The following is a 22,193-nucleotide window of genomic DNA, read 5'->3' on the forward strand; positions in this document are numbered from 1 at the left end:
GCCGAGAAGGTGGTAATTCGCCGGTTCACCGGCGAATTCCGACCTCAGCCGCACCCGCCCGGAGCGACCGCCGGACGCCCGGCAGCGCGGTCGGCGAGCCGGTCGGCGAGGAAGCCGATGGCGGGGCCGGCGAAGGACACGATGCCGGTGACGTGCTCACCGAGCGGCACGTCGAGGAAGGCGACCTTGGCGCCGCGGGCGCACCAGCGCTCGCGCAGGTCGGCGGCCTGGCGGAACGGGATCACCTCGTCCTGGCGTGCGGCGCCGAGGATGAGCGGCACTCGCGGGGCGGTGTAGCCGAGGTCGGCGCTGCGCAGCGTCGCGCGCCACAGCGGGTCGTTGATGACGTCGCGGGCCAGGTAGGTGCGCGAGTCCTTCGGCAGCAGGGCGCCGAGCCCGACCGCGCCGACGATGCAGGTGCGGCGCAGCAGGTCGGCGGTGCGTCGTCCACGCGGGTTGAGGAAGGTGTCGAGCTTCAGCTGCGGGTAGGCGGCGTCGAAGCCGATGCCCGTGTAGAGCAGGAGGAACGCGAACAGGGAGCCGTCGAGCGCCGACCACATGCCGAGGAAGTCGGCGGGCGGGGCGCCGACCGCGCCGGCCACCACGTCGAGCTCGGGGGCGTAGCTGGGCGCCAGCTGCAGCGCCCAACCGGCCGCATTGCCTCCCTCGGAGTAGCCGAACACCAGCACCCGACCGTCGCGGGCCAGCCCGGAACCCCGCACCTGCCGCGCCGCGCGGACGACGTCCAGCACCGCCCGACCGTTCGCCCGCCCGACGACGAAGGTGTGGTCGCCCGGGGTCCCGAGCCCGGGGTAGTCGGTGATCGCGACCGCCCAGTTGCGGCCCAGCAGCTGGCTGATCGTGTAGCTCTCGTACTCCGTGCCCTGGGCGAGCTGCTGGGAGGCCGCGCAGCGATCGGCCATCCCCTGGGTGCCGACGGCCAGCGACACGACCGGCCGCTCACCCGGCCCGGCCCACGGCGTGGTCGGCACGAGGAGCGTGCCGGTGACCTCGATCGGCCGACCGTCCTGCAGCTCTGAGCGGTAGCGCAGGCGCCACGCCCGGGCGTCGAAGGGGATGAGCGGCAGCACGTGGGCGACGAACGGCGTCGCGCCCAGCAGGGCCCCGGGCTGGCCGGGCTGGCCGGGCTGGCCGGGCGGTCCGGACGACGACCGGGCGGGCGCCGCGGCGGGCGCGAGGAGCGGGACGACGAGACCGAGCAGCAGCACGGCCACGACCTGGGGCAGCAGGTGGGGGCGACGGCGCACCGGGGGCGGCGCGCCGCGCCGGGAGGGTCGCCGAGGGGGTCGGCGCTCGTCCGGGAGCACGGGCCGAGGATGGCACGCACGCGGCCGCGCTGACCACGGCCGACCCCGGACGGCCCACCGCTCCGCGGGGACGACGGCCCGACCCTGCCAACCCTCCGGACCGCTGGCCGTCGTGCCGACAGGGAGTGACAGCGGCGAGCTCCCGGGTCTATCATCGCCGACAGGCGATGATTCTAGGAGGACTCGCGATGGGCGTCGGCCACGGACACGGGCACGGTCACGGTGGTGCCCACGCGGGCGCGGCCCACCGCTGGCGACTCGCCCTGGCCTTCGCCCTCGTCGGCGGCTTCTTCGTCGTCGAGCTGATCGCGGGCCTGGTGTCCGGGTCGCTGGCGCTGCTGTCCGACGCCGGCCACATGGCCGCCGACGTCGTCGCGCTCGGCGCCGCGCTCGCCGCGACCCGCATCGCCGCGCGCCCCGACCGCACCGGACGACGCACCTTCGGCTCCTACCGCGCGGAGGTGTTCGCCTCCGGCCTCACGGTGCTGCTCATGCTCGGCGCCGGCGCGTACGTGGTGGTCGAGGCCATCGCGCGCATCGGCGAACCGGTCGACCCCTCGACCACCCCCGTGCTGGTCGTCGGTGCGCTGGGCCTGGTGATCAACGTGATCGCCCTCCTCCTCCTGCGCGGCGGCGCTGGCGAGAGCCTCAACGTCAAAGGCGCCTACCTCGAGGTCGTGGCCGACACCGTCGGATCGGTCGGCGTCATCGCCTCGGGCGTGCTCGTGGCCGCGACCGGCGACGGCTGGTGGGACACCGCGGTGGCCCTGGCGATCGCGGCGTTCGTCGTCGTCCGCGCGGTGATGCTGGGGCGCGAGGTGCTCGCCGTCCTCGGTCAGCACGCGCCCGCCGGCATGGAGCCGGCCGAGGTCGAGGGCACGCTGCTCGCCGTGCCCGGCGTGGCCGAGGTGCACGACCTGCACCTGTGGACCCTGACCTCCGGCATGCACGTGGCCACCGCCCACCTGGTGGCCCACGCCGGAGCCGGCGAGACGGTGCTGGCCGGAGCGCGGGCAGCGCTGCGCGACGTCCACGGGGTCGACCACGCGACGCTGCAGGTCGAGTCGGACGCCAGCGCCTGCCAGGAGCTCTCGTGGTGAGCACCTCGGAGCGGATGGGGCCGGGCGCCGCGACCGGCGCGGTCCTGGCCGGCGAGGTCGAGGCGCTGGACGCGGCCTCCGCTCTGCTCGACGCCCTCGGCGACCGCTCCCGCCTGACGATCGTGCAGCACCTGCTGCTCGGCGAGCATCGCGTCGTCGAGCTCACCGCCCACCTCGGGCTCGCCCAGTCGACGGTGTCGAAGCACCTCGCCTGCCTGCTCGGGTGCGGCGTGGTCGGCGTGCGCACGCAGGGGCGCTCCTCGTACTACTCGCTCACCCACCCGGACGCCGTCCGCGCACTGCTCGCAGCCGCCGGTGCGCTGCTCGAGCTCACCGACGCCGCCGTCGTCGCGTGCCGCGCGGGCGAGGGCGAGGCGCGCTAGATTCACCGACCAGGGGGCGCGTCCCGCCTCCGGGAGGAGGCGGCCGTGCGCGTTCGATCGCCGCGACGAACCGTCGCCGCACGCGCCCTGAGCGCCACCGCCGTGCTGGCGGTGGCCACCGGCGCAGCGGGGGCACGCCGCCACCTCGTGATGCGACGCGTCGCGCCCGCACTGCGCAACCCGTGGCTCTACCTGCCCACCCTGGTGAACGCCCGCACCCTGCCGCGGCTGCGCCGCGCCCTCGCGGTGACCAAGCCGGTGGCCGACGGGGTGTCGATGGAGGAACGGCGGATCCGCGGGATGGACGGGCGACCCGACGTCACGGTGGTGATCTACCGGCCCGCCGCGCCGGGGCCGAGCGGTGCCGTGCTGTGGCTGCACGGCGGCGGGTTCGTCGCCGGACACCCCGCCGGCGACCACGCCCTCGCCAGCGGCCTCGCCGCCGAGCTCGGGGCGGTCGTGGTGGCCGTCGACTACCGCCTCGCCCCCGAGCACCCCTTCCCCGCCGCCCTGGACGACGTCACCGCCGCCCTCGACTGGCTGGCCGCCTCCGCCGACGAGCTGGGCGTGGACGCCGCTCGCATCGCCGTCGCCGGAGCCAGCGCCGGCGGCGGGTTGGCGGCCTGCCTGGCCCAGCGTGCACTCGACGAGGGTGGGCCGGCGCTCGTCGTCCAGTGCCTGGTGTACCCGATGCTCGACGACCGCACGACGCGCTCGCGCCGCGGAGCCGGCCGGATCGCCTGGACCCCGGCCGCCAACCGGTTCGGCTGGTCGGCCTACCTGGGCGGGCGCGGCCGCACGGCCCCCACTCCCCCGCCGCACGCCGTGGCCGCCCGGCGCGACGACCTCACCGGACTGCCGCCCGCCTGGATCGGCGTCGGCACGCTCGACCTCTTCCACGACGAGTCGGTGGAGTACGCCCGGCGGCTCGGCGTGGCGCGGGTGCCGTGCGAGCTGCACGTGGTGCCGGGGATGTACCACGGCGCCGACGCGGTCGCGCCGGACGCAGTGGCGATGCGGGCGTTCCGGGAGGGGTGGGTCGGCGCGCTGCGGGAGTCGCTGGCGTCGTCCTGAGGGCTGCTGGTCGACCGAAACTCGTGCTTGTCGGCTGAAGCTTCATGCACCAAGCACGAGATTCACCGGTTCACCGGTGAATCCCCGCCGCCCCCGCCTCACCCCTCGTAGCGGATCTCGGAGCGCCAGTCGTCACCGGAGGCACCGCCCTGCTCGACGGCCGCCCGCAGCTGCTCGGCGACCCGGTCGGGGGTGAAGGGGCCCTCGTCGGCCAGCAGACCGCACACGGTCACCGACACCGCGCGGACGCCGTCCTCGCGCAGGCGGGTGTCGATGCTGCGCACCAGGTTGCGCACGCCGGCCTTCTGCACGCCGAGGGAGGCCGCGCCGAACCACGGCTTGTCGGCGGCCTCGCTGCCGGTGACGGTGATGCGCGCGCCGTCGTGGAGGTACGGGCGGGCGGCCTGCACGACGCTCAGCAGTGCTGCGACACCGAGGCGGACGTCGTCCAGCAGGCCGTCGACGCTCAGCTCGAGGGGGTCCTGCTCGCGGTAGGCCGAGGGGTTGAAGTGGACGACGTCGAGGCGCGCGTCGCCACCCTCGGCGTCGACGACCTCGGCGATCGTCGCCCGCGTGGCGGTGTCGTCGGTGAGGTCGACCACCCGCGTGGACGACGAGCCGCCGGCCGCCTCGACCTCGCCGGCCAGGGTGGCGAGCACGTCGTCGTCCGCACCGAGCAGGAGCAGGCGGGCACCCTCGGCGGCGTAGACGCGGGCGAGGGAGCCGGAGACGCCGGGGCCGGCGCCGGCGATGAGAACGGTGAGGGTCATGTCGCGAGCCTAGGTGGGCGGCAAGGCGACGGCCCCGCCCCGGGAGTCCGGGGCGGGGCCTGTGCCGAGGGCGCGAAGGCGCTCGAGGAGTGACCGGGTCAGCGGGTGACGGTCACCGTGATCGAGCGGCTGTACGACACCCCGACGCCCGCCTGCGTCGCCTTCACCCGGTAGCGCCACCCCGACCGCGCGGCGACCGCCTTCTCCGCGTAGGAGATCGTCGAGCCCCGTGCACCGGAGCCCACGTTCTTCCAGGACCGGCCGGCGTCCTTGCTGACCTGCCACACGAGGGAGGGGGCCGGTTCGGCGTCGACCACGGCGTTCAGGGTGAACGTGGCGCCGGCGGCGACCGAGACGTCGTCCGGGAGGCTCGTGAACGACACCGGGCGGTAGGGGATGCCCGCGACCTTGGCCGGGCGGCCGATGCCCGCCCGGTTGAGGGCGGTGATGGTGAACCCGTAGGTGGTGCCGTTGGTCAGGCCCGACACCGCGCACTCCAGCGGTTCGCCGACCGCGACCGTGCACAGGCGCTCGACGCCTGCGGCGCCGGTGCGCTCCACCACGTAACCCGTCACCGGCAGGGGCTTGTTGACCAGCGAGGGCGGCGCCCAGGTGAGGGTCAGTCGCCCGTCACCTCGCAGGGCCGTCGCCGACGACGGCGGGCGCAGCAGCCGGGTCACGCTCAAGGTCGCGGACGCCGAGGCGGTCGAGCCGGCCTTGTTGGTGGCCACGGCGCGGATGCGGACGCCGTTCAGCTTCGCGGAGCCGATGATCGACAGCGTGGCGGTGTCGCCGTCGCGGGCGAGGGAGGCACCGTCGGCGGCGGTGAGCGGCGTCCACGGGCCGCCCTTCGCGCTCTGCTGCTGCCACTCGACCGTTGCGGCGGGGCCGTTGCCCCCGACCGCCACGGAGAAGGACGCCGCCCGCTCGTCCATGGTCAGGGCGTCGAGCGGCGAGGTGACGATGGCGGGCACCTCGATACCCGGGGGCGAGGCCACCGAGGTGGCCGACTGGGTGCCGGCCGTCGGGTCGTTCGCCCCGGCGGGCGAGCCCGTGCCGAAACCGGCCAGCGTGTTGGTGGCGGGCCCGCCCCACGGCCCGGTGGCCGTGGAGGTGAAGGTGTAGCGCTGGCCGCCGGGCAGCGGCTCCAGGCCGTCGATGGTGCACGCCAGCGGGGTCGCCGACGCCGGCACCGTGCAGGTCCGGCCGCCGGGCGAGGCCGTCACGGTGTACGACGTCACTTCCACCGCGGCCTGCGGCGGGGCGATCGTCACGGTCGCCGAGCCCGGGCCGGGCCGCACCGCGGGTGCGCCGGGGATGATCCGGGGGTCGTCGAGGAAGCGCGCGAGGGCGAAGAAGGCCTGGTTGGCGTCGAAGCGGACCGGGTAGGTGCGCAGGTCGGCGCAGTACGGCGAGCCCGGTGGCGGGAGGAACACCACGGCCTGGTTGTACGCCTTGAACGTGGCGTCGGTATGCGTCCCCAGCCCGGGCACAAGGTAGACGCCGAGCCCATTCTGCCTCTTCGGACTGAGCGGGGTCGTGGTGGCTCCGGTGCCGGCATCACCCTCCGCGTTCGGGACAGCGGTGCCGAAACCGCTCAACGACTCAGCCGCGTCGCGGGTGGCGGCGGCCCACGGAGCGAAGCGGAACGCCTCGGTGCCGGCCTCACTCGGGACGCCGACCTGTCCGACGGCGACGGCCACCGTTCCCGTCCCGGCCGGGAGTGCCGGCGTCAGCTTCACCGCCAGCTTGGAGACCGCGCGGGTGCCGACGTGCTGGAGGCCGGTGAGGGCAACTGGGATGGAGCGCGGCTGCCCGGGCGCGCCGTCGCAGCGGAAGAGGTCCGCCACCTCGGCGTTGGTCACCGGCCTCGTGGTGACCCGCACGCTCGGTGCCGACGAGCCGCCCGGCCCGTTGGCGATCACGGTGACCTCGTATTTCGGCTGACGGAGGTCCGTCAGCGTGCATCCGAGCGGTTTCGCGCCCGTCAGCACCGCACAGGTCGCCGGCGCCGTGGTCGCGTCGCTCTCGGCGCGCACCGTGTAGGAGTCCACCGGCCCACCGGAGGTCGGCGGCACGACCGTCACCGTCAGCTGCCCGTCGCCGATCTCGATCAGGGGCGTGCCGGGCGCCCCGGGGGCCACGAACACCGGTGGCTCCTCGGCGTCGATGACGTCGTTGCCGTCGGCGTCGAGACCGCAGCGCACCGTCCACGACACGTCGCTGCTGAACCAGCCCAGGCTCGAGGGCGGGCTGTAGGCCTCGGCGAGCGGCACGGTCACCGAGCTCGCACCGTTGACGAAGTCGGGCAAGGTCCGCACGGTGTCGACGGTCGGGACGCCGCTCTGGTCGTAGAGAGCCACCGTCACCCCGCCGTCGGGTGCCGTCGCCGATCCCCCGGTGCGGGTGGCGGTGACGACCGCCACCTCCTTCGGGCCGTAGGCGCCGACGCGCGAGGGTGCCGCCGACAGGTCGTCGACGCTGCCGTAGGTGCCGTCGAAGACGGTGGAGTTCAGGCTCGCGCACCCCGACGAGAGGTCGACGGTGAGGGTGAGCACCCGGTCCTTGCCGATGCCGTAGTCGGCGAGCGTGCGGCCGTCGTCCAGCTCGGAGGTGCCGGCGAAGAGGTGCTGACGCTCGGGCAGGTAGCCCTGGGCGTCCTGGATCTTCGCCTTGACGTTCTCGATGCTGTCGGACGGCTCCACGTCGAGCTGGAGGCGGGCACCCGGCCCGGCGACCTGGACGACGAGGGTCATCGCCCGCGCCGGCAGCGTGGTCGCGGCGAGGGCGCCGACGACGAGGGCGAGCACGATCAGCAGCGCCCGCGCGCTGCGCCCCGCGGACGACGCCGCGCGGGCGACCCGCGGACGGAGCGGACGGGGACGTGGGGACGAGCGCACGAGTTCTCCTGGGATTGAGCAGAGCAGGACGGGCACCCGAGCGCATCCCGCGGAGGAGACACGTGCCGACAACGCCGTTCAACCGCTGGACGACCTCAAGGTCACGGTCGCGGGCGACGATGAGCCGAAGGCTCACCGCCGCAGGGGCCCCTCACGCCTGGGACAGCCGCTCGAGGCGAACATCCGTTCAGTCCGGCCGGGCGCGCGCGGCTCACGCCGCCTCGCGTGTCGACCGCCGACGAGGCGCCGGCGGCGTCGTCCTGAGGACTGCTGGTCGACCGAAACTCGTGCTTGTCGGCTGAAGCTTCATGTGAGGAGCACGAGATTCACCGGCTCACCGGTGAATCCCGACCGCCGGCCACCGCAGATCAGCGGGCGAGCAGGAGCCGACCGCGTCGCCGCGACCGAGCGGGGGCGGCGGCGCTGCGAGGCGCGGTGCGCACCAGCGCCCCCGCCCCGAGCGACGGGGCGAACGGTCCCTCCGCCGACGACTCGGCCGAGAGGTCGGTGAGCCGGACCGGTCGGGAGGGCTGCGCCGTCACCGTCGCGGGCAGCCCCACACCTGCCCGGTTCATCGCGGCGATCCTGAACTCGTAGCGGGTGCCGTTGCTCAGCCCCGATAGCTCGCACAGCGGCTCGTCGGCCGGCACCGCGCACACCCGCTCCACGCCCGCGGCCCCCACCCGCTCCACGAGGTAGCCGGTCACGGGCAGCTGCCCCTCGGCCGGCGACGGCGCGGCCCACATGATGACCAGCCCGCCATCGCCCCGCACGGCGAGCACGGACGTCGGCGGCCCGAGCAGGGGCGTCACCCCCAGCGTCGCGGCCTGCGAGGTCACCGGTCCGGCCGCACCGGACACCACCGCCCGCACCCGGATCCCGTCCCGCGCGGTCGTCCCCGCGATGGTCAGCGAGGCGGTGCCGGCGTCGCTGGAGAATCGCGCGTCGTCCTCGGCGGTGAGCGGCGTCCAGGCCGCGTCGCGCGACACCTGCTGCTCCCAGGTCACCGCCGAGCCGGGGGCGCCGTCGACGTCCACCGTGAAGACCGCCGGGCGCTCCACCATCGTCAGCGCGTCGGCCGGCTGCCGGGTGATCACCGGCACCGGCGCCGGCGCAGCGTCGTGACCGGTCGAAGGTGGCACAGGAAGCACGGGCATCGGGTTCTCCTCGCGCGTGAACGACGGACTCACCGGCACCCGAGAGCGCCCAGGTGGGGCGCATGCCGCTTCATGCAGCCAACGACATCGTGGGGCACGCGTCCCGGGGGGACCACGAGGTCGGACCGAAGGTTCATTCGCCGGAACCGTGCGCCCGCGGCGAGATCGGTTCATCACCGAACGAACGTTCAGCCGACACCCGTCCCCTGCCCTACCCTGGACCCGTGGACGACGCCCCGCCGCCGCTCAAGCAGCGCCTGCTCGACGCCGCGCTCGAGGCGCTGCGCGAGCTCGACACCGCAGCCCTGCTGAACGCCGTCGGCGTCCGCGAGATCGCGCGGCGCGCCGGGGCGAGCCCGGCCAGCATCTACCACCACTACGGCTCGCTGCAGGGTCTCGCCGACGCCGTGCTGGGGCACGTGTACGAGCCGCGCACGGCGCCGATCGAAGGGTTGCTCGAGCAGATCGCGCTGATGAAGTACAGCCAGCTGCCGCTGACGACGGCCCTCGAGGTCCACGGGAGCGAGCTCGACCGGCTCACCGACGACGTCGACTACCCGCTGCGGGTGGGCCTGTGGGCCTTCGGCGGCGCGCAGGGGGCCGCGGCCTACCGGCACTACCTGCGCACCATCGACGACCACCTCGGGGCTCTCGCGAAGGCGCTCTTCGACAGCTGGTCGCGCACGCTCCGCCCCCCGTTCGAGATCGAGCACTACATGGCCATGCGGGTGGCCCTGGTGAACGGCAGCGTGCTGCGTCACCGCATCGAACCCGAGGCCCTCACCCGGCACCACTACCAGCGCGCCGCCACCGCCCTCGACCTCGTGCTCCTGCGGGTGGACGGCGATCGCCACGACACCGATGGTCGTCTGGCGGAGATCAACTACTACCCGCTCGGCGCCACCACGGCCCGGGTGCCCACGACCGCCCGCGGGCTCGCGGCGAACGCGCGCATCCTCAACGCCGCTGCGGGACTGTTCAACACCCTCGGCTACGAGCACACGACCTACGACCACATCGCGTCGCGCTCGAACACCTCGGTGTCGACGCTCAAGCGCTACTACCCGAGCAAGCACGACCTCGCCGTCGCCCTCTTCATCCAGCACGCCCGCGACGAGCTCCTCACCGACCCGCAGCCTCAGTGGGCGAGCCTCCTCGGCCACCTCACCGCCCTCGCTCGCCTCGTGCCACCGCGGGCGGCGGAGGCCACGGCCTACCTGACCGAGGTGCTCACCACGCCCCATCACACCGACGAGCTCGTCCAGCACGTCTGCTCCTTGCTGGTCGAGGCGCGCGAGCGCGCCGACCCGGACGCCCCCGCCGACGAGCACGCCGAGACGAGCCGCCTCCTCATCACCCTGACCATCCGTCGTGCCCTGCACGAGCCGGCCGGCGACCCGTCGGACCACGCCGCCGCGGTACTGGGCCTCCTCGCGCCCCAGCACCTGCCGACGTGAGTTCGCCGGGCGACTGCGAGAGGATTCTTCTAGCTTTCAGGCGACGTAGTGAGAAGTGACGGGACCCTGCCGATGGGAGCGGGGACCGCCCCACCGCATCTAGCCCCGTTCGCGGTTGCGCGCGTCTCATCATGAGACGGGGGGTCCCTGGTCACGCTCACGAGCGACCCGGCCCTCTCGGGACGAAGTCCGCCGCGTCGCACTCCGGCTCACCTCCGCGCCGCCCTGGCCGTCCATCAACTCGCAACGTTGCCGAGATCATGCGAGGCGACTCTACGTAGAGGACGGGTCGCCGATGACCGAGAGCCCCACGCGCCACCGGGTCCCCACCCAGGACCTCGCTCGCGCGATCACCACGACCGACCTGCACCTGCTGCCGTCGATCCTGGAGAAGCTGCCCACCCGCGTGATGGTCGCCGACCACGACCTCGTCATCACCTACGTCAACCCGGCGTCGATGCGCGCGCTCACCGCGGTGGCCGACTGGCTGCCTGTGGCACCCGACGAGGTGGTGGGCTCGAGCATGGACGTGTTCCACCACGAGCCCGGCTACCAGCGGGGCCTCCTCGCCGATCCCGAGTCGCACCTGCCCCGACAGGCCTTCATCCGGCTCGGCCCGGAGACTCTCGACCTCACGATCGACGCCATCCACGACGAGTCCGGTGCCTACGTGGGCGCCGTGGCCACCTGGGACGTCGTCACCGGCAAGCTCCAGCTCGAGGCGGAGCTGGCGCAGATGCGGTCGATGATGGACCAGGCTCCGACGAACATGATCCTCGCCGACCGGGACCTGGTGGTGACCTACATGAACCCCCGGTCGCTGGAGACCCTGCGCGGGGTGGCCGATCACCTGCCCGTGCCGGTCGATGAGATCGTCGGCTCGAGCCTGGACATCTTCCACACCGATCCGTCCTACCAGCGAGAACTGCTTGCCGACCCCGACCGTCACCTGCCACGGCGGGCGAACGTGAGCATCGGGCCCGAGGTCATCGACCTGCTGGTGTCGGCGATCACCGACGCCGACGGCATGTATGTGGGCGCCATGGCCACCTGGGAGGTCGTGACCAGGCAGGTCGCGCTGGACAAGGATCGCGCGGCCGCGGACACCGACATCGCGGCCGCCAACCGTGTCGCCGCCGCGGTGACAGCGGCGACCACCGAGGCCGAGGCGATCATGCTGGCCCTCGACCTGGTGCGCGAGGAGTTCGGCTGGGTCTACAGCTCCTTCTGGCGCGTGGACGACGCGGAGCGTGTGCTGCGCTTCGACTGCGAGTCCGGCGACGCCGGTGAGGAGTTCCGCCGCGTCACCCTCTCCTCCACCTTCCGGGAGGGCGTCGGCCTGTCCGGGCGCGCCTGGGCGGCGCGTGAGGTGTTCTTCACCCCGGACCTCGGTGAGATGACCGATTGCGTGCGGGCCCCCGTCGCCCAGCGGGTCGGCGTCCGTTCGGGACTGTGCTTCCCCATCAGCTGCCGCGGCGAGATCGTCGGGACGATGGACTTCTTCAGCACCGACATCATCGAGATGTCGGAGCGGCGGCTCACCGTGCTGCGCACCGTGGCCCGGCTCGTGAGCAACGCGATCGAGCAGATCACACAGCGCGAGGCGGAGCGGGCCATGCAGCGCGACCTCACCGCCAAGGTGGGGCAGATCCTGGCCGTGGTGAGGAGCGCGGCGGGCGGTGACCTCACCCGTCGCGTGGAGTTCACCAGCGACGACGAGCCCGGTCAGGTGGCCGAGGCGCTCAACGCCCTCCTCCACGCGCAGCGCCGGTCGGTCACGGCGATCAGCCAGAGCGCCGAGCGCCTCGCCGCCGCCTCCGAACAGCTCACCGCTCTCTCGCAGGCCATGGACGCCGGCGCCACCACCACCTCGCAGCTGGCCGCCAGCGCCAGCGACGCCTCGGAGGAGATCAGCACCTCGATCAACACGGTCGCAGCGGCCACCGAGCAGATGACCGCCTCGATCCGCGAGATCTCGCAGAACACCACCGAGGCGGCGGTGGTCGCCACCGGCGCGGTCGGCGTCGCCACCGCGGCTCAGCAGACCATCGCGGACCTCGGCGACTCCTCGGCCGAGATCGGGCAGGTCATCAAGGTGATCACCTCCATCGCCCAGCAGACCAACCTGCTCGCCCTCAACGCCACGATCGAGGCCGCGCGCGCCGGCGACGCCGGCAAGGGCTTCGCCGTCGTCGCGGGCGAGGTCAAGGAGCTGGCCAAGGAGACGGCCAGGGCGACCGAGGACATCGGACGACGCGTCGAAGCGATCCAGGGCGACACCCACGGCGCGGTATCGGCCATCACCGAGATCGCCGACGTCATCGCTCGCATCAACGAGATCCAGTCGACCATCGCATCAGCCGTGGAGGAGCAGACCGCCACCACGAACGAGATCGCGCGCAACGTCACCGAGGCAGCCGTCGGCGCGGGTGCCATCGCGCGCGACATCTCCGGCGTCTCCGGCGCAGCCACCACCACCAGTGCCGGCGCCGAGGGCGCACTGGTCGCTGCCACCGACCTCTCGGGGCTCGCGCTCGAACTCAAGGCGCTCGTCGACGAGTTCGTGCTCTGAGCGGGGGCGGGGTCGGGTGGTGTGCGCCCGGCCCCGTCCCGTCCACCAGACGATCCGCGCCCGTCGCCGGCTCCATGCCCTGTTCGTGGCTAGCCTCGGGCGCATGCGCTCCCTGCAGACCGTCGCCGACGGCGTCCACCTCGGCGCCCTGGGCCCCGGCAGCTTCATCAACGTCGTCGTGCTCGATGCCGATGACGACAGTGGAGCCGGCGGGATGGTCGTCGACAGCGGGCTGCGCTGGCAGCGCCGTCGGCTGCAGCGCCTGCTCGACGGGGTCGAGGCCTCGACCCACGTCGTCACCCACGCCCACGCCGACCACCTCGGCTCCACCGCGTGGCTGTGCGGGCACCTGGGCACCGACCTGGCGATGGGCCGTGAGGACGCCACGCTCTTCGCCGGCGGTCGCATCGACACCCTGCAGACCCGCGTGGGGCGCGCCCTGAGCCGCGCCCTCGACCCCGAGCGCCGAACGGTCGAGCGCCCCCTCGTGGACGGCGACCGGCTCGGCGCCTGGCAGGTGCTCACCACGCCCGGGCACAGCCCCGGCTCCATCGCGCTGTGGCGCGAGGCCGACCGGGTGCTGCTCATCGGCCACGGTCCGGTCAACCTCGGCTCGCGCACCTCCCCGCGCTGGCTGCGGCTGCCCGAAGCGCTCAACCACGACCTCGCCGAGGCAGCCGCCTCGCGCCGCCGACTCGTCGACCTCGATCCCGCCGTCGTCGTCTCCACGCACGGCGCTGCGGCGCGGGTGGACGACGCGTGGCTGCGGGCGATGCTGCGGCCCTGAGCGGGCGTCGTCCACCACGGTGATGCGGGGCTGATCGAACGGGCCCCGAGAGATCGGGTGCGGCCGCGCCGACGGGGGCAGGCTGGGTGCGGAAGGAGGACCCGTGATCGCATCGCTCAACCGCGTGGTCGACATCGTCGAGCAGCAACTCGCCCACGACCCCGCGGCACCGGTCGAGGTCGCCGCCCTGGCGCGCGAGCTCGGCACCACCGAGCACCATCTGCGCCGGATGTTCAGCTCGCTCGCCGCCATGCCGCTCGCGGAGTACGTGCGACGGCGTCGCATGGCGCTCGCCGCTGCCGCCCTCGTCAGCGCGGACGACGACCTGCTCACCGTCGCCGTGCGCCACGGCTACGGCTCGGCCGAGGCCTTCGGCCGCGCGTTCCGCTCGGTGCACGGCGCCGGCGCCGGCGACGTGCGACGCGACGGCGGCCCTCTGCGCACACAACCCCGCATCAGGTTCCACCTGAGCGTCGAAGGGAGCACCCCCATGGACACCCGCATCGTCGACCTGCCCGCCGTCACCCTCATCGGCCGCGCCGCTCGCGTGCCGCTCGTGCACCGCGGCGAGAACGAGGCCATCGCTGCGCACACGGCGTCGATCCCGAGGGAGGAGACCGTCCGGCTCGCCGGGCTCAACGACGTCGAGCCGCACGGCGTCCTCGCCGTGAGCGACGACCTCGACCCCGACCGCGCCGAGGGCACCGAGCTCACCTACCTGCACGGCGTCGCCGTGGCGCACCCCCCGCTCGCAGACGGGGACACGGATTCCGGGTGGGACCGCATCGCCGTGCCGGCCGGCACGTGGGCGGTGTTCCGCACCGACGGCCCCCACCCGCAGGCCCTGCAGGAGGCGTGGGCCGCCACCGCCACCTCGTGGTTCCCCTCCCAGCCCTGGCGGCTGCGGCCGGGACCCGAGATCGTGGCGCTGCAGGAGTACGACGCCGAGGCCGGCACCGCCGTGTGCGAGCTGTGGCTGCCGGTCGAGGCCGCCCCACGCTGACCCTCCTCCCCCGCACTGTCCGAGGTCGCTGCGGGTTGGCCGCGCACCAACGATTTTTGTCGCTTCTGAGGCCGAAAGACGACAAGAATCGTTGGTGAACCGCAGACCACGGCGCCCACCGACACCCACCACCGAGGACGACGGGGGTCAGCGGCCCCAGTCGACGGAGAAGTACTGGGTCTCGGTGAACTCGGCGAGACCCTCGCGGGCGCCCTCGCGGCCGAGGCCGCTCTGCTTCACGCCACCGAAGGGGGCGGCGGGGTCGGAGACGAGGCCGCGGTTGATGCCGACCATGCCGGCGTCGAGGCGCTCGGCGAGCTGCAGCGCGCGCTGGAGGTCGCGGTCGTAGACGTAGGCGGCGAGGCCGTACTCGCTGGCGTTGACCTCCGCGAGCAGGGCGTCCTCGTCGTCCCACACCCGGATCGGGGCGACGGGGCCGAAGATCTCCTCGCTCACCAGCGGGTCGCCCTCGGCGACGTCGACGATGACGGTCGGCGGGTAGAAGTGGCCGGGCAGCTCGGCGGGGTCGGGCACGGCGGCGCGGGCCACGACGCGGGCGCCGGCGGCCACGGCGTCGTCCACGGTGCGGGTGATGCGCTCGACGGCGGCGGCGCTGATCATCGGGCCGATCGCGGCGCCGTCGCGGGCGGCGCCCACGGTGAGCTTCTCGACCTCGGCGGCCAGGCGCGCGGTGAACTCCTCGACCACGTCGCGGTGCACGTAGAGGCGGTTGGCCGCGGTGCAGGCCTGGCCGGCGTTGCGGAACTTCGCGATCATCACGCCGGCGATGGCGGCCTCGAGGTCGGCGTCGGCGCCGACGATGAAGGGGGCGTTGCCACCGAGCTCCATCGAGGAGTTCACGACCCGCTCGGCGGCCTGGCGCAGCAGGATGCGGCCCACGTTGGTGGAGCCGGTGAACGACACCTTGCGCACGCGCGCGTCGGCCAGCCACGCGCCGACCACGCCCGAGGCGTCGGTGGTGGTGACGACCTCCACCACGCCGTCGGGCAGTCCCGCCTCGCGCAGGATGTCGGCCACCGCGATCGCCGTGAGCGGCGTCTCCGCCGCCGGCTTGAGGACGACGGTGCAGCCCGCCGCCAGCGCCGGGCCGATCTTGCGCGTGGCCATCGCCGCGGGGAAGTTCCACGGCGTCACGAGCGCCGCCACGCCGACCGGCCGGTGGTGCACGATCGTGCGGGTGCCGCCGGCGGGCGCCGAGCCGAAGTCGCCGTCGGTGCGCACGGCCTCCTCGCTGAACCAGCGGAAGAACTCGGCCGCGTAGGTGACCTCGGCGGCCGCGTCGGCCAGCGACTTGCCGTTCTCGCGCGCGATCAGCTCGGCGAGCTCGTCGCGGCGCTCGATCATCAGGTCGAACGCACGGCGCAGCACCTCCGAGCGGGCGCGGGGAGAGGTGGCGGCCCAGGCGCCGAAGGCCTGCGAGGCGCGCGCGACGGCGGCCAGTCCGTCGTCCACGGTGTGGTCGGGCACGGTGCCGACGACCTCGAGGGTGGCGGGGTCCTCGACGGTGATGAGGGCGTGGCTCACGACCGCCCCGCTCAAGCGCTCGCGAGGGAGGCGAACACGCCCTCGAGGACGTCGAGCGCCTCCTCGAGCAGGGCGTCGCCGATCACGAGCGGGGGCAGGAAGCGCAGCACGTTGCCGTAGGTGCCGCAGGTGAGCACGATGACGCCCTGGGCGTGCGCGGCGGCGGCCACGGCCTTGGTGAGCGCCGGGTCCGGCTCGTCGGTGCCGGCCTTCACGAGCTCGACGGCGATCATCGCGCCGCGACCGCGCACGTCGCCGATGCGGCTGTCGCGCTCCTGCAGCGCGCCGAGACGACGCTTCATCAGCGCCTCGATCTCCTGCGCGCGGGCCACGAGGCCGTCGGCCTCGATGGTCTCGATCGCGGCGAGGGCGGCCGCGCAGGCCAGCGGGTTGCCGCCGTAGGTGCCGCCGAGGCCGCCGGCGTGGGCGGCGTCCATGATCTCCGCGCGGCCGGTGACCGCCGAGAGCGGCAGGCCGCCGGCGATGCCCTTGGCGGTGACGATCAGGTCGGGGACGACGCCCTCGTGGTCGGAGGCGAACATGGCGCCGGTGCGCGCGAAACCGCTCTGCACCTCGTCGGCCACGAAGACCACGCCGTTCTCGCGGCACCAGGCGGCGAGCGCGGGCAGGAAGCCCTCGGCGGGGGTGATGAAGCCGCCCTCGCCCTGCACCGGCTCGATCACCACGGCGGCGAGGTTGTCGGCGCCGACCTGCGCCTCGATCTGGGTGATCGCGCGACGGGCGGCGGTGGCGCCGTCCAGGCCGCCGTCGCGGTAGGGGTACGACAGCGGGGCGCGGTAGACCTCGCTCGCGAACGGCCCGAAGCCGTGCTTGTAGGGCATGTTCTTCGCGGTCATCGCCATCGTGAGGTTGGTGCGGCCGTGGTAGGCGTGGTCGAAGACGACGACGGCCTGACGCTTGGTGTGGGCGCGGGCGATCTTCACCGCGTTCTCCACCGCCTCGGCACCGGAGTTGAACAGGGCGCTGCGCTTCTCGTGGTCGCCGGGCGTGAGGCGGTTGAGCGCCTCGGCCACCGCCACGTAGCCGTCGTAGGGGGTAACCATGAAGCAGGTGTGGGTGAAGGCGGCCACCTGCTCCTGCACGGCCGCGACGATGCGGGGCGCGGCGTTGCCCACCGTGGTGACGGCGATGCCCGAGCCGAGGTCGATGAGGTGGTTGCCGTCGACGTCCACGAGGACGCCGCCGCCCGCCCGCGCGGCGAACACCGGCAGCGTGGTGCCGACACCTGCGGCCACGGCCGCCTGCTTGCGCGCCATCAGCTCCACCGAGCGCGGGCCCGGGAGCTCGGTGACCAGACGGCGCTCCTGAGCGACGCCCTCGACGCTCGTCGTGCCGGAGTGCAGGGGGTTCTCGACGGTGGCGGTCACGGGGTCCTCCTCGGGTGGCATGCGGATGCCCCCAGTGTCCGACCGGTCGAGCTATGCTGTCGAATACTTCTTGGGCACCCGATTCATGCCTCATGGGCATGGCCCACCACCCCGCGGAGGCCCTGTGGAACTGCGTCACCTGCGCTACTTCGCCGCCACCGCACGCGCGGGCTCGGTGAGCGCCGCCGCACTGGACCTCCACCTCACCCAGCCCGGCCTCAGCCGCCAGCTGCGCGACCTCGAGCGCGAGCTCGGCGTCGCGCTCTTCGACCGCGACGGCGGGCGCCTGCGGCTGAGCCGCACCGGCACCGAGCTGCTGCCCCTGGCCACCGCGGTGCTCACCGCCGCCGACGATCTGCGCCGCGCGGCCGGCATCCAGGCGGCGGGGCGCATCGAGCGACTGCTCATCGCCGCCCCCACGGTGACCCTCACCGACGTCGTCTCGCCCTTCGTGGCCACCCTCGGCCACGACGACCCCGTGGTCGACGCCCGCGTGGCCGACGGCACGTCGGCGCAGGCCATGCTCGTGGACGGCGCCGACCTCGCCATCGCCGCCGACCGCGCGCCCGCACCGTTCGCCGTCCGGCGCCTCGCGACCCTGCCCGTGTGGGCCTACGTGCGCGCCGACCACCCGTGGGCCGCGCACGCCTCGGTGCCGCTGGCCGAGCTCGTCACGCAGACCCTCGTCAGCGTGCCGGCCGGCTTCACCGCCCGCGCCGCCCTGGACGCCGCCCTCGCCGGCGCCGAGCTGGCGGCCACGGAGCTGGTGGAGGCCGGCAACGGCACCATCGCCCAGGCGCTCGCCGCCTCGGGCCGCGGCGTCGCCGTCGTCTCCGACGACCCCCGCTTCGACCTCCACGCGCTGCGCATCGAGCTGCCGGGCCGCGCGACGCTCGCGCTGCGGCTCTCGGCGTCCTGGAACCCGCGGGCCGTCACGGCCGCGGCGGTGGAGGAGCTGGTCGAGCGGCTGCGGGCGTTCGTCGACGACCGCTACCGCGCCGCCGACTGATCCCGGTTGCCGGCCCGATCTCCCGAGCCCCCAGCCGAATCGCTGGAAAATGCCCCCCAACACGACGATCTGGCTGGGGGCCTCGACCAAACGGCGAGCGACCGCGGCCCGATCGGGCGGACAGGAGGGCTCAGCCCAGCAGCACCCGGGTGTGCCCGAGCGCCTCGGCGCGCAGCGGGAGCCCGCCGCCGTTGATGATCGCGATGGCGAAGCCGTCCCACATCGCCCGCAGCCGGGTCGAGACGCCGGCCGGGTCGGCCAGGTCGGGCAGTACCCGGCCGAGCAGGCGCACGAGGTCGTCGTGCCACAGGTCGTCGAGCTCGCGCTGCGCGGCGGCCAGGTCGTCGTCGTAGGGCGCGCGGGCCCACAGCTCGAGCCAGAGCAACCAGCGGGGGTCGGCGCGGTCGAGGGGCAGGTACACCTCGGCGAAGGCGACGACGGCGTCCGGGTCGTCGCCCTCGGTGCCGGTGCGGGCCTCGGCGGCCGCCAGCACGGGCTCGCGCTCGACCGCGTAGCGCTGCTCGCTCCAGCGCAGGGTCTCCAGCAGCAGGCCGTCGCGGGTGCCGAAGTAGTAGAGGAGGTGGCCGCCGCTGGTGCCGAGCCGTTCGGCGAGGCGGGCCATCGTGACGCCGGCCAGGCCCTGCTCGGCGATGAGGTCGAGGGTGGCGGCGAGCACCTGCTCGCGGGGCTGCTCGAGGCGCCGGTTGCTGCGCGTGCGTGCCATGCCCGACCCCTTCCCGCAGCGCTCTCGCGACTTTTCCCGTCGGACCCGGCCGGACCTCTTGACCGCGGGCCGTGTCCTGGGCCACATTGCACAGTAGTCTCGGTTTGTACGCTGTTCAAACATCTGCCGTCGAACGCCCCGAGGAGTAACGCCATGACGACCGAGCCCACCAGCACCCACGACGTGATCGTGGTCGGCGCCGGCGTCACCGGCCTCACCGCGGCGCTACGCCTCACCGAGCAGGGCAAGGACGTCGTCGTCCTCGAGGCCCGCGACCGCGTGGGAGGCCGCCTCTCCACCGAGAGCCACGGCCCCAGCGGACAGGAGTCCGACTTCGAGGTCGGCGGCCAGTGGGTCTCGCCCGACCAGACCGCCCTCCTGGCGATGGTCGAGGAGCTCGGCCTCGAGACCTACCCCCGCTACCGCCAGGGCGACTCGGTGTTCGTCACCCCCGACGGCGCGATCGAGCGCTTCACCGACGACCTGCCCCTGCCCGCGGCCACCAACGCCGAGGTCGACAAGCTGAGCGCCGCGCTCGAGAAGCTCTCCATCGAGCTCGACCCCGACGCGCCCTGGGACCACCCGGACGCCGCGCACCTCGACTCCGTCACCTTCCAGGCCTGGCTGGAGGCCCAGAGCGACGACCCCGTCGCCGTGGCCACCGTCGGCCTCTTCATCGGCCCCGCCATGCTCACCAAGCCCGCGCACGCCTTCTCGGCCCTCCAGGCCGGGCTCATGGCCGCCAGCGCGGGCCGCTTCGAACACCTCGTGGACGCCGACTTCATCCTCGACCGCCGTGTCGCCGGCGGCCTGGCCTCCGTGCCCGCCGCGCTCGCCGAGCGCCTCGGCGACCGGGTGCGCCTCAGCGCCGACGTCACCCGCGTCGTCCGCAGCGAGGAGGGCGTCGTCGTCCACACGCCGGAGGGGGCGCTGGCCGCCCGCCGGCTCATCCTCGCGCTGCCGCCCACCCACGTGAGCCGCATCCGCATCGAGCCGCCGCTCCCCCACCGCCACCAGGCCGCGCGCCAGCACACCTCCTTCGGCCTCGTGATCAAGGTGCAGGCCGAGTACGACACCCCGTTCTGGCGCGAGCAGGGCCTCAGCGGCACCGGCTTCGCGCCGCACCTGCTGGTGCACGAGGTCTACGACAACACCAACGACGTCTCCGAGCGCGACACCGGCACCGGCACGCTCGTCGGGTTCGTGTCCGACCTGCGCGCCGAGGAGGCGCTCACCTGGTCAGACGACGAGCGGCGCGAGCGCATCCTGGCCTCCCTCGCCGCCTACTTCGGCGACGCCGCCCTCACGCCGCGCACCTACGTGGAGAGCGACTGGCACACCCAGGAGCTCACCGGCGGCGCCTACGCCACCAGCTTCGACGTCGGTGGTCTGGTGCGCTGGGGCTCCGTGCTGCGCCAGCCCGTGGGCCCGATCCACTTCGGCAGCAGTGATGTGGCCGGCCTCGGGTACCAGCACGTCGACGGCGCCATCCGGGTCGGCCACGACCTCGCGGCCGAGATCACCGCCGCCCTGGGCTGAACGCCCGCTCCCTCCCAGCCCGCACGACCACCTCGCACCACCTGACGAGAGGCACCGACCTGCCATGAGCATCGCCTACCGCGCCATCGACCCCGCCACCGGAGACGTCGTCAGCGAGCACGACACCGCCACCGACGCCGAGGTGGAGGCCGCCCTCGCGGGCGCCCACGCCGCGGCGGCCTCGTGGGGGGCGCTGAGCATCGAGGAGCGCGCCGCCGTGGCCGCCGAGGTCGCGCGCCTCTTCGGCGAGCGCAAGGACGAGCTCGCCACCCTCGCGCAGCGCGAGATGGGCAAGCCGCACTCCGAGGGCGTCGAGGAGGCGGAGTTCTGCGAGGCGATCTTCCGCTACTTCGCCACCGAGGGCCCCGGCCTGGCGGCCGACCAGCCCATCCCCACCGGCGACGCCGGTGGCAAGGCGGTGGTGCAGCGTCGTCCGCTGGGGGCGCTGCTCGGGATCATGCCGTGGAACTTCCCCTACTACCAGGTGGCCCGCTTCGTGGCCCCGAACCTCGTGCTGGGCAACACCATGATCGTCAAGCACGCCGAGTCGGTGCCGGGCTGCGCGCTCGCGATCCAGCAGCTGCTCGCCGACGCGGGCGTGCCCGAGGGCGTCTACACGAACCTCTTCGCCGACCACGACCAGATCGAGACGATCATCGCCGACGCCCGCATCCAGGGCGTGTCGCTCACCGGCTCCGAGCGCGCCGGCGCGGCGGTGGCGGCCCTGGCCGGCAAGAACCTCAAGAAGTGCGTGCTCGAGCTCGGCGGCTCCGACCCGATGATCATCCTCGACACCGACGACGTGGACGCCGTCGTCACCGCCGCGTGGGACTTCCGCACCTACAACACCGGCCAGGCCTGCAACGCCAACAAGCGCATCATCGTCGTGGGCGACCTCTTCGACGACGTCGTCGCCGGCCTCACCGCCAAGGCGCAGGCCGTCACCGACCCCTCGCCGCTGTCATCGCGCAAGGCCGCCGAGGCCCTCCACGAGCAGGTGCAGGACGCCGTCGCCAACGGCGCCACCCTGCACGCCGGCGGCGAGCTCGGCCCCGCCCCCACCGCCCACTACACGCCCGCGGTGCTCAGCGGCATCACGCCGGCGGCCCGCGCCTTCAGCGAGGAGCTCTTCGGCCCCGTGGCCGCCGTCTACCGCGTCGAGTCGGCTGAGGAGGCGCTCGAGCTGGCGAACTCCTCGGCCTACGGCCTCGGCGGCTCTGTGTTCAGCACGGACGTCGACCGCGCCCGCGCCCTGGCCGAGCGCCTCGAGTGCGGCATGGCCAACGTCAACAGCACCGCCGGCGAGGGCGCCGAGCTGCCCTTCGGCGGCGTCAAGCGCTCCGGCTTCGGCCGCGAGCTCGGCCCGCTAGGCATGGAGGAGTTCGTCAACAAGCGGCTGATGTACATCGCCGACTGATCCCTTCCCCGGCTGTTTCCCGAGGCCCCCAGCCGATCTG

At 73.9% G+C, this 22,193-nt stretch carries 17 protein-coding genes; 10 read left to right on the forward strand and 7 right to left on the reverse strand.

Annotation, left to right across the window (positions count from 1 at the left end; all coding sequences use genetic code 11):
• Window positions 1-44: 44 nt before the first annotated feature.
• The gene (locus ACERUN_RS11005) at window positions 45-1,328 is read right to left on the reverse strand and encodes a lipase family protein (RefSeq protein WP_370289993.1); all 1,284 of its coding nucleotides are present in this window, start codon (window positions 1,326-1,328) and stop codon (window positions 45-47) included.
• Between the two features lie 188 nt (window positions 1,329-1,516).
• Here ACERUN_RS11005 and ACERUN_RS11010 point away from each other — a divergent pair, with 188 nt between their 5' ends.
• The 3 genes from ACERUN_RS11010 to ACERUN_RS11020 are packed head-to-tail and all read left to right on the forward strand — an operon-like array spanning window position 1,517 to window position 3,885.
• Window positions 1,517-2,428 carry a cation diffusion facilitator family transporter gene (locus ACERUN_RS11010; RefSeq protein WP_370289994.1) on the forward strand — a complete coding sequence of 304 codons (912 nt, stop codon included), beginning with the start codon at window positions 1,517-1,519 and terminating at the stop codon, window positions 2,426-2,428.
• The gene (locus tag ACERUN_RS11015; protein ID WP_370289995.1) at window positions 2,425-2,811 is read left to right on the forward strand and encodes an ArsR/SmtB family transcription factor; all 387 of its coding nucleotides are present in this window, start codon (window positions 2,425-2,427) and stop codon (window positions 2,809-2,811) included. Before ACERUN_RS11010 ends, ACERUN_RS11015 begins: the two co-directional genes overlap by 4 nt.
• Before the next feature lie 45 nt (window positions 2,812-2,856).
• Window positions 2,857-3,885, forward strand: coding sequence for an alpha/beta hydrolase (locus tag ACERUN_RS11020; protein ID WP_370289996.1), 1,029 nt, complete (start codon window positions 2,857-2,859; stop codon window positions 3,883-3,885).
• Window positions 3,886-3,983: 98 nt separating this feature from the next.
• On the opposite strand, the gene ACERUN_RS11025 is transcribed toward ACERUN_RS11020, so the two are convergent.
• The 3 genes from ACERUN_RS11025 to ACERUN_RS11035 form a co-directional block, all read right to left on the reverse strand.
• The gene (locus ACERUN_RS11025; protein ID WP_370289997.1) at window positions 3,984-4,655 is read right to left on the reverse strand and encodes an SDR family oxidoreductase; all 672 of its coding nucleotides are present in this window, start codon (window positions 4,653-4,655) and stop codon (window positions 3,984-3,986) included.
• A 98-nt stretch (window positions 4,656-4,753) separates the two neighbouring features.
• On the reverse strand, window positions 4,754-7,555 hold the full coding sequence (locus tag ACERUN_RS11030; RefSeq protein ID WP_370289998.1) for a fibronectin type III domain-containing protein: 2,802 nt from the start codon (window positions 7,553-7,555) through the stop codon (window positions 4,754-4,756).
• Window positions 7,556-7,923: 368 nt separating this feature from the next.
• Window positions 7,924-8,712 carry a fibronectin type III domain-containing protein gene (locus ACERUN_RS11035; protein WP_370289999.1) on the reverse strand — a complete coding sequence of 263 codons (789 nt, stop codon included), beginning with the start codon at window positions 8,710-8,712 and terminating at the stop codon, window positions 7,924-7,926.
• A 224-nt stretch (window positions 8,713-8,936) separates the two neighbouring features.
• Here ACERUN_RS11035 and ACERUN_RS11040 point away from each other — a divergent pair, with 224 nt between their 5' ends.
• The 4 genes from ACERUN_RS11040 (at window position 8,937) to ACERUN_RS11055 (ending at window position 14,531) form a co-directional block, all read left to right on the forward strand.
• Window positions 8,937-10,169 (forward strand): TetR/AcrR family transcriptional regulator, encoded by a 1,233-nt coding sequence (locus ACERUN_RS11040; protein ID WP_370290000.1) that lies wholly within the window; start codon window positions 8,937-8,939, stop codon window positions 10,167-10,169.
• 295 nt (window positions 10,170-10,464) lie between these two features.
• Entirely contained in the window at window positions 10,465-12,741 is a 2,277-nt protein-coding gene (locus ACERUN_RS11045) for a methyl-accepting chemotaxis protein (protein WP_370290001.1), read from the forward strand.
• A gap of 103 nt (window positions 12,742-12,844) precedes the next feature.
• Complete coding sequence (locus ACERUN_RS11050) at window positions 12,845-13,528, forward strand: MBL fold metallo-hydrolase (protein ID WP_370290002.1); 684 nt, start codon at window positions 12,845-12,847, stop codon at window positions 13,526-13,528.
• 103 nt (window positions 13,529-13,631) lie between these two features.
• Entirely contained in the window at window positions 13,632-14,531 is a 900-nt protein-coding gene (locus ACERUN_RS11055; protein WP_370290003.1) for a GyrI-like domain-containing protein, read from the forward strand.
• 147 nt (window positions 14,532-14,678) lie between these two features.
• Here the strand turns inward: ACERUN_RS11055 and ACERUN_RS11060 are convergent, their stop codons facing one another.
• Window positions 14,679-16,076 (reverse strand): NAD-dependent succinate-semialdehyde dehydrogenase, encoded by a 1,398-nt coding sequence (locus tag ACERUN_RS11060; protein ID WP_370290004.1) that lies wholly within the window; start codon window positions 16,074-16,076, stop codon window positions 14,679-14,681.
• A gap of 11 nt (window positions 16,077-16,087) precedes the next feature.
• The gene (gene gabT, locus ACERUN_RS11065) at window positions 16,088-17,464 is read right to left on the reverse strand and encodes a 4-aminobutyrate--2-oxoglutarate transaminase (RefSeq protein ID WP_370290005.1); all 1,377 of its coding nucleotides are present in this window, start codon (window positions 17,462-17,464) and stop codon (window positions 16,088-16,090) included.
• A 124-nt stretch (window positions 17,465-17,588) separates the two neighbouring features.
• Between gabT and ACERUN_RS11070 the strand changes: the two genes are divergently transcribed.
• The gene (locus ACERUN_RS11070) at window positions 17,589-18,473 is read left to right on the forward strand and encodes a LysR family transcriptional regulator (RefSeq protein WP_370290006.1); all 885 of its coding nucleotides are present in this window, start codon (window positions 17,589-17,591) and stop codon (window positions 18,471-18,473) included.
• A gap of 130 nt (window positions 18,474-18,603) precedes the next feature.
• Here the strand turns inward: ACERUN_RS11070 and ACERUN_RS11075 are convergent, their stop codons facing one another.
• Window positions 18,604-19,197 (reverse strand): TetR/AcrR family transcriptional regulator, encoded by a 594-nt coding sequence (locus ACERUN_RS11075; RefSeq protein WP_370290007.1) that lies wholly within the window; start codon window positions 19,195-19,197, stop codon window positions 18,604-18,606.
• Between the two features lie 153 nt (window positions 19,198-19,350).
• Between ACERUN_RS11075 and ACERUN_RS11080 the strand changes: the two genes are divergently transcribed.
• Window positions 19,351-20,736: a flavin monoamine oxidase family protein gene (locus ACERUN_RS11080; RefSeq protein WP_370290009.1), complete on the forward strand. Its 1,386-nt coding sequence runs from the start codon at window positions 19,351-19,353 to the stop codon at window positions 20,734-20,736.
• Window positions 20,737-20,800: 64 nt separating this feature from the next.
• Window positions 20,801-22,153 carry an aldehyde dehydrogenase family protein gene (locus ACERUN_RS11085; RefSeq protein WP_370290010.1) on the forward strand — a complete coding sequence of 451 codons (1,353 nt, stop codon included), beginning with the start codon at window positions 20,801-20,803 and terminating at the stop codon, window positions 22,151-22,153.
• The last annotated feature ends 40 nt before the right edge of the window (window positions 22,154-22,193 follow it).

It is taken from the genome of Nocardioides sp. (assembly GCF_964229035.1).
Classification (GTDB): domain Bacteria; phylum Actinomycetota; class Actinomycetes; order Propionibacteriales; family Nocardioidaceae; genus Nocardioides.